The sequence below is a fragment of the Brachybacterium nesterenkovii genome (assembly GCF_900163655.1).
Lineage (GTDB): Bacteria > Actinomycetota > Actinomycetes > Actinomycetales > Dermabacteraceae > Brachybacterium > Brachybacterium nesterenkovii.
In genome coordinates, this window is sequence record NZ_FWFG01000102.1 from 1 (window position 1) to 6,656 (window position 6,656).

6 protein-coding genes, 1 tRNA gene and 1 pseudogene are annotated in these 6,656 nt (G+C 69.7%); 5 read left to right on the forward strand and 3 right to left on the reverse strand.

The window, feature by feature from the left end:
- Nucleotides 1-539, reverse strand: a 539-nt coding sequence (locus tag FM110_RS11965) for a helix-turn-helix domain-containing protein (RefSeq protein WP_143276385.1), incomplete at its 3' end; no start/stop codon positions are given.
- A 55-nt stretch (nucleotides 540-594) separates the two neighbouring features.
- Here FM110_RS11965 and FM110_RS11970 point away from each other — a divergent pair.
- The 3 genes and pseudogenes from FM110_RS11970 to FM110_RS11980 form a co-directional block, all read left to right on the forward strand.
- Nucleotides 595-1,461: pseudogene (locus tag FM110_RS11970) on the forward strand (IS1380 family transposase); the annotation flags it as partial.
- A 267-nt stretch (nucleotides 1,462-1,728) separates the two neighbouring features.
- Nucleotides 1,729-3,633 (forward strand): Ig-like domain-containing protein, encoded by a 1,905-nt coding sequence (locus FM110_RS14175; protein WP_159458079.1) that lies wholly within the window; start codon nucleotides 1,729-1,731, stop codon nucleotides 3,631-3,633.
- A 337-nt stretch (nucleotides 3,634-3,970) separates the two neighbouring features.
- Nucleotides 3,971-4,726 carry a DeoR/GlpR family DNA-binding transcription regulator gene (locus FM110_RS11980; protein ID WP_087104988.1) on the forward strand — a complete coding sequence of 252 codons (756 nt, stop codon included), beginning with the start codon at nucleotides 3,971-3,973 and terminating at the stop codon, nucleotides 4,724-4,726.
- 46 nt (nucleotides 4,727-4,772) lie between these two features.
- On the opposite strand, the gene FM110_RS11985 is transcribed toward FM110_RS11980, so the two are convergent.
- Entirely contained in the window at nucleotides 4,773-5,054 is a 282-nt protein-coding gene (locus FM110_RS11985; protein WP_087104989.1) for an antibiotic biosynthesis monooxygenase family protein, read from the reverse strand.
- Between the two features lie 68 nt (nucleotides 5,055-5,122).
- On the reverse strand, nucleotides 5,123-6,019 hold the full coding sequence (locus FM110_RS11990) for an NAD-dependent epimerase/dehydratase family protein (RefSeq protein ID WP_087104990.1): 897 nt from the start codon (nucleotides 6,017-6,019) through the stop codon (nucleotides 5,123-5,125).
- A gap of 172 nt (nucleotides 6,020-6,191) precedes the next feature.
- Between FM110_RS11990 and FM110_RS11995 the strand changes: the two genes are divergently transcribed.
- Both FM110_RS11995 and FM110_RS12000 read left to right on the forward strand, forming a co-directional pair.
- Nucleotides 6,192-6,265 (forward strand) — tRNA-Lys (locus FM110_RS11995).
- Between the two features lie 203 nt (nucleotides 6,266-6,468).
- A partial coding sequence (locus FM110_RS12000; protein WP_143276386.1) for a transposase occupies nucleotides 6,469-6,656 on the forward strand: 188 nt, incomplete at its 3' end.

The following is a 6,656-nucleotide window of genomic DNA, read 5'->3' on the forward strand; positions in this document are numbered from 1 at the left end:
GCGTCCTCACCTCGCTCCGCGATCGGGACCATACCTACGATTGGGCCACCGCGCGTCCGCCCGGTCGTACGTGGTCGGCGCTTGGTTCGCTTGGACTGCAGGAAGATGCCCTTGCGGGCGAGCTCACCCTTCGGGATTGCGTAGATGTACTGGTAGATAGCCTCACCGGAGACGGTTCGGCCGCGTGCGTCAGCAGAGTTCGCCATGCGTTCAACGGTCGGGTCTGTCGCCTCCAGACGCAACCGGCCCGCTATCTCGTTCGGCGTCCACGACGCGGCCAGATCCGCCTCCACCCTCGCCTGCAGCACCGGATCCCCAGCGACCTTCCGCTGCTGCGGGCGAGCCCGCCGACGCTGCGCTCTGACGTCTGCGGTCACGGCCTGGTAGCCGCGGGTCTTCGTCGCGTTCCGGTGAAGCTCCCGCAAGATCACCGACGGGCAACGCCCCAGGTGACGGGCGATCCTCCGCACCGACCAGCCCGCTTTCGAGGCCGTCGAGATCTCCGACCTGTCGCTGAACGACAACCCCACCCGCGCCATCCGCACACTCCACCGATCAGACCCCCGCCGAACAGGAGTGTTGCTTCAACGCTATGACACCACCCAGACCGGGACCGGAGAACCTCTCGCGATCCACCTCCGGCCCGGCAACGCAGGCTCGAACACGGCCAGCGACCACATCGCCGTGACCCGTCAGGCTCTCGCCCAGCTGCCGTCCGGACTGCTCTCCTCTGGCGGGCGGGGCTCGAAGAAGATCCTGATCCGCACCGATGGAGCCGGCGGCACCAAGGACTTCATCCAGTGGCTGACCACGCGGCGTCTGGCCTACTCGGTCGGGTTCTCCCTCCCCGCAAACACTCCTGGCCTGCTGGAACGTCTCGACGAGGCGAAGGCGTGGACTCCCGCCTATGACAGTGACGATGACGGGGTCCGTGAGGGCGCGTTCGTGGCGGAACTGACCGGGCTGCTGGACCTTTCCGGCTGGCCAGGCGGGATGCGGGTGATCGTGCGGAAGGAACGTCCCCACCCCGGAGCGCAGCTGCGGATCACCGATCACGAGGGGATGCGCATCACCGCGTTCGCGACCAACACCCCACGCGGACAGCTGCCCGTCCTGGAGCTGCGACACCGCCGCCGCGCACGCTGCGAGGACCGGATCCGTAACGCCAAGGACATGGGCCTGCTGAAGTTCCCGCTGAAGTCCTTCACGCAGAACCAGATCTGGAGCCAGATCGTCCAACTCGCCTCCGAGCTGGTCGCCTGGATGCAGACCATCGCCTTCACCAGTGACGACGCCAGAAAGTGGGAACCCAAACGGCTCCGCGCGCGGTTGTTCGAGATCCCCGCGACCCTGGTCCGCCGCAGCCGGCACAGAGTCCTGCACCTCGCCCGGCACACTCCCGAAGCCGTGAGGGTCCTGACCGGCGTCAACCGGCTCCGCACCACCGTCGCGCAGACCTGACCCCGCGGCTCCACCCGTCCCTACGACCCCCAGCACCTTCTCGGGAGTGGAACCCGACCGCCAGCAACGGACACTGCGACGATCTGTCACGCCCTCATGCCAAAATCAGCAGCTGAACGCCGGCAACGACGGCGAACGCCCCCGCTCACCAGCCCGATGAAACATCGAGGTTAGCGTTCGTTGTAGATCTGTCTCAGCTGGCGCCGCGTCGTGCTCGGAACCTCTTCCCGTCGCCTGTCGCAGCTCCCGGACAGTCAGGACCTCCTCATGCGCCTCGTACGCTCCGTCTCTCCCCCTTCAGCCCGGCGGCTCCTGGTCGCCGCCCTCGCCCTCGCGATGATCGCGGCCACCGCCCTGCTGGGACTCACCTCCCGGGCCTCCGCCGCCGAGATCTCCGCGATCGACCCCGCCTCGGTCACGATCACCAAGTGCACGAATGGCGATGTCGCCGAGTGCGAGAAGACGCAGGCCTCCGACTCCGACATGAGCGACCTCTACCTCTGGCAGTCCGTGCGCATCGACATGGACTGGAGCGCCCCCGCCGACGCGAAGGCAGGCGACACCTTCTCCGTCCAGCTCACGGAGCCGCTGTCCGCGTACTCGGGCTCCTTCGACCTCAAGGATGGCACAGGCGCCACCGTCGGCACCTGTGCTGCCTCGCATGACACCGGGCTCGTGACCTGCACCCTTTCCGACTATGTCGAGACGCATGAGAACGTCGCCGGCTCCCTGTGGTTCTCGGCGCAGGCGACCACCGCCACCGAGACCACCAGGAATCCCGTCACGATCAACGGCGACGCCGTCGCGAAGCCCGTCCCCGGCGTCATCGACGTCGGCGACCCCGCCACGCAGTCGGACTCCAAGGGCGGCTGGGTCAACTACCCGGGAACCGCCGGGGGCGACGCGTCCGTGACCTGGGTCGTCCTGCTGGGAAGCGACTCCGTCACGGAGGAGAACGGCATCGACATGGTCGACACGCTGGGCTCTGCGCAGAACTTCGACCTCGACCTGTCCACGCTCGACGTGACCTACGCGATCGTGGGCCAGGACCGCACGGACGAGGGGGTCTCGGTCACCCTCGATTCCTCGCGGTACACGGCCGTGCTGAACAACGACCGGGAGCTCGCCCTCCACCTGCCCAACCTCCACACGGAGGGGCTCGTGCCCTCCGGGACGGAGTACCAGTACCGCATCTCCTACACGACGGAGCTGCTGGACGCGCAGGACGTGCCTGCGGGCACCGTCTTCCGCAACTCTGCGACGTACGACGGCAAGACGATGAGCTCGCGCGTCGAGTACGCAAACATCGCCGGCGGCAGTGCGGACGGCACGATTCCCGTCGGTGCCTTCACCGTGGCGAAGACCGTCGAGGGCGTCCCCGCCGATGTCGCCTCGGGCTTGTCGTTCACGGTGCTCGCGAGCTACGAGAAGGACGGGCAGCAGGTCACCGAGGAGATCGTCCTGTCGGGCGACGGCACTCCATCGGGCCTGTCGGATATCCCGCAGGGCACCGTGGTCTCGCTCTCCGAGCCCCAGGTGGCCGTCGAGGGCTATGACTTCCAGGACCTCGAGTTCACGGCGGTCACCGAGAACGACGCGATCGTGATCGGGGAGGGCGGTGACTCCGCGACCGTGACGATCACCAACGGCACGCTGCGCCTGGGCCTGAGCAACACCTACGCCCCGCCGGTGGAGGAGACGACCACGCCGCCGGTGGAGGAGACCACGACGCCGCCGGTGGAGGAGACCACGACGCCGCCGGTGGAGGAGACGACCACGCCGCCGGTGGAGGAGACCACGACGCCGCCGGTGGAGGAGACCACGACGCCTGCGACGACTCCGGCTACGACGGCTCCCGGCACGACTCCGGCGACGACGCCTGCGACCACCCCGGCCACGACGGCTCCCGGTACGACGCCTGCGACCACCCCGGTGACCACGGCCCCCGGAACCTCGCCCGCGACGTCCGGCACCCCGTCGTCGACGACCCAGCAGGCAGTTCCGGTCGCCAGCGGCACGCCGTCCTCGCCCGCACCGCAGGGTGCATCCGTGCTGCGTCTGCCCCGCACCGGTGCCGATGTCGCGATCTGGGGCGCGATCGGTGCAGGGATGATCCTGGGCGGACTCATCCTCGTCGGATACGCCCGCCGCTTCCGGGACTCCCGCCGCTGAGGGACCTGATGCCCTGAGCGCCGCGACGCGGTGAACGGCGATGCCCGGCTCCGATTCCGATCGGAGGCGGGCATCGCCGTGTCATGGGCACCGCCGGTTCAGGAGAGAGCGCCCGCGTCACTGACCCGCGATGGCCGGGGCGCGCGATGGGCGGCCGGGCGCCCCGGCCGAGGAGCACGCCGGTCGGGGAACAGGGAGGCGATAGTGCCAGGTCGGTCATCGGCGGCGGGTGCCTGTCCGAGCACTTGCCCGGTCGTGCGCAGTCCGTGGGTCGAGAAGCGGGTCCAGAGGTCGTCGTAGATTGTCATGCCTCGACTGTGAGTGATCGAATGATCGTATGCAACGATCATCTCGGCAGAAAACGATCATCGGGGCGCTCGGGCGTCGGCCGGTCTCGGTCACGGCCCTGGCCCTCCTCACGGGCGCCTCAGAGGTCACGATCCGCCGCGACCTCTCCGACCTCGAGGGGCACGGCCTGGTGCGGCGCGTCCACGGCGGAGCCGTCGCGGTCGAGCTGCGCGGGACGCCGCTGCCGTACTCCCTGCGGGCCGCGGAGAACGCCGAGGGCAAGCGTGCGATCGCGGAGGCCGTGAGCGCCCTCGTCGAGGACGACATGTCGCTCGTGATTGACAACGGCTCGACCATGGTGGCGGTCGCCGGAGCGCTCGCGGGCCGCAGGATCACAGCCCTGTGCGTCTCGCTGCGCGCAGCCGTCATCCTCGGCGACGCCGGGGGAGCGGTCGTCACGCCGGGCGGGATGATCAGCGCCGAGAGCCTCCGCTACGGGGGCGCCGCGTGCCTGGAGGCGCTCGACGGCTTCCGGGCCGACCTCGCCGTCGTCGGAACTTGCTCGGCCCAACCGGCGACCGGGCTGACGGTCACCACGTCGGAGGACGCCCTTGTCAAGCGCGCGATCATCGCGTCCTCGGCGCGGGTCGTGCTCGCGGCCACCGGCGACAAGCTCCTGCGGACCTCCGCCTTCCGCTTTGGCACCCATGAGGATGTGGATGACCTCGTGACCACGGCCGATGCCCCGGTGAGCGTGCTCGAGGCCTTCGAAAGCGCCGGTGCGCGCATGCACATCGGCCGGTGACGGCGGCCGCGGTGGCGCGCGGTCCGAACCGCAGCGCGCCGAGCGATCAGCCCAGGTCGACGACCTCGAACTCGTAGATCCCGTCCGACGTCGACGCCGTCGTCGAAGGGTCGCGCGGCTGCCGCTTGGCGCGCCACGCCTCGAAGCTCGCATCGTCCGCCCAGCGGGTGACCACGAAGTAGCGGTCCTGCCCGGAGACCGGGCGCAGCAGCTCGAAGCCCTCGAAGCCGGGCTCGGCGTCGACGGAGTGCTTGCGTGCGGCGAAGCGGCGCTCGAGCTCCGCGGGGTCGCCCTTGGCGGCGAGCACGTTGATCTTGACGACGGTCATGAGGTGTCCCTTCGGAGCGCGGATCGTGCCTCCACCCTAGGCGGCGGCGATCTGCGGGATCCGGGACCTCACATGCGCGACCAGCCGGGGGTCGAGGGGCCGATCGTCGGGCGCCAGCCCGTCTCGGACATGAAGCGCACCGAGGAGATCCGCAGGCTGCGGCGCTGGACCTCGAGGCGCGTGCCGACGATGGCCTGCGTGATCTCGGGGATGAACTTCGCGGGGCCGGGGGCCTTGGCCTCCCGTCCCAGGTCCTTGGCCCAGCGCTCCCGGGTGAGGGGCTCCCCGGCGACGTTGTAGAAGCCGGAGCCGGCCCGCAGCGCCGAGACGAAGGCGCGGCCGGCATCGCGGTGGTGGAGCAGGGGGATGTAGTTCTCCGGCTTTCCCAGCAGCACGGCCTTGCCCTCGCGGGCCGCCTGCAGCATGTGCGTGGTCTGCGGGTCGCGGCCGAAGAGCTGGCCCAGGCGCAGGATGACGGCGCTGCGTCCCTCGGTCGCGAAGTCGACCGCGGCGCGCATCTCGCGGACGCGGGGGCGGAACGCGCGGTCCCGGACCGCGAGGGGCTCGTCCTCGCCGATCCACTCCGAGCCGTTGTCGGGGTACAGGAACGCCGTGGACTCCTGGATCAGCTTGCGCACACCGGCCCGGCGCGCGGCCTCGGCGATCGCGACGGAGGCCTCGAGGTGCAGGCGGTCGTCCTCGCGCCAGGCCAGGGGCCGCATGGCGGTCATGTCCACGGGCACGTGGGCGAGAGTGTTGATGACGACGTCGTGGCGGGAGAACGTCCGCGCGAGATCGTCCACGTCGAACACGTCCGCGACGATGCCGCGCCCGCCGCGGCCCTCGATGACCGGGACGCCGCGATCGCGGCGGGTCACGCCGGTGACCTCGTGGCCGGCCTCGGCGAGCGCGGCGACGGCCTCCTGGCCGAGCACGCCCGTGGCGCCCGTGACCGCGATCTTCACCCTTCAGTCCTCCTCGTCGGCGACGGCGTCGATCATGCCGCGGCCGGACGAGGCCGGGAGATGACGTCCGAGGTCAGAGTCTAGGCGATCCGTCGGCCATGTCGGGTGCCTCACAGGGTGCGCGAACGGATTTTCTGCGGCGGGATCAGCGGTGTAGTGTCTTCCTCTGTCGGCGCCATTAGCTCAGTTGGTTAGAGCAGCTGACTCTTAATCAGCGGGTCCGGGGTTCGAGTCCCTGATGGCGCACCCGATGTCGGAGCCCCTCGGTCGAGCAGACCGGGGGGCTTCGTCGTGTCCGAAGATGCCGAGGCCGCCGAACAGGTCTCCGACCGTGACGCCGAAGTAGGTTGCGACAGCCTCGATCTCTGGGCTGACCCCGTGATGTAGGTCCAGTCGTTGTGTGAGTCGTCTTGATGCTCGCTGCTGCGGGCAGGAAGACTGGTCTCATCATGACGAACACGAGGAAGCGGCACACGCCTGAGCAGGTCGTGCGCAAGCTCGGACAGGCCGACCGGATGCTGGCCGATGGCGCGGACGTCGCGGCGGTGTGCCGCGAGCTGGGCGTGTCGGAACAGACGTACTACCGGTGGCGCAACCAGTACGGCGGGCTCAAGGCCGACGACGCCAAGCGCCTCAA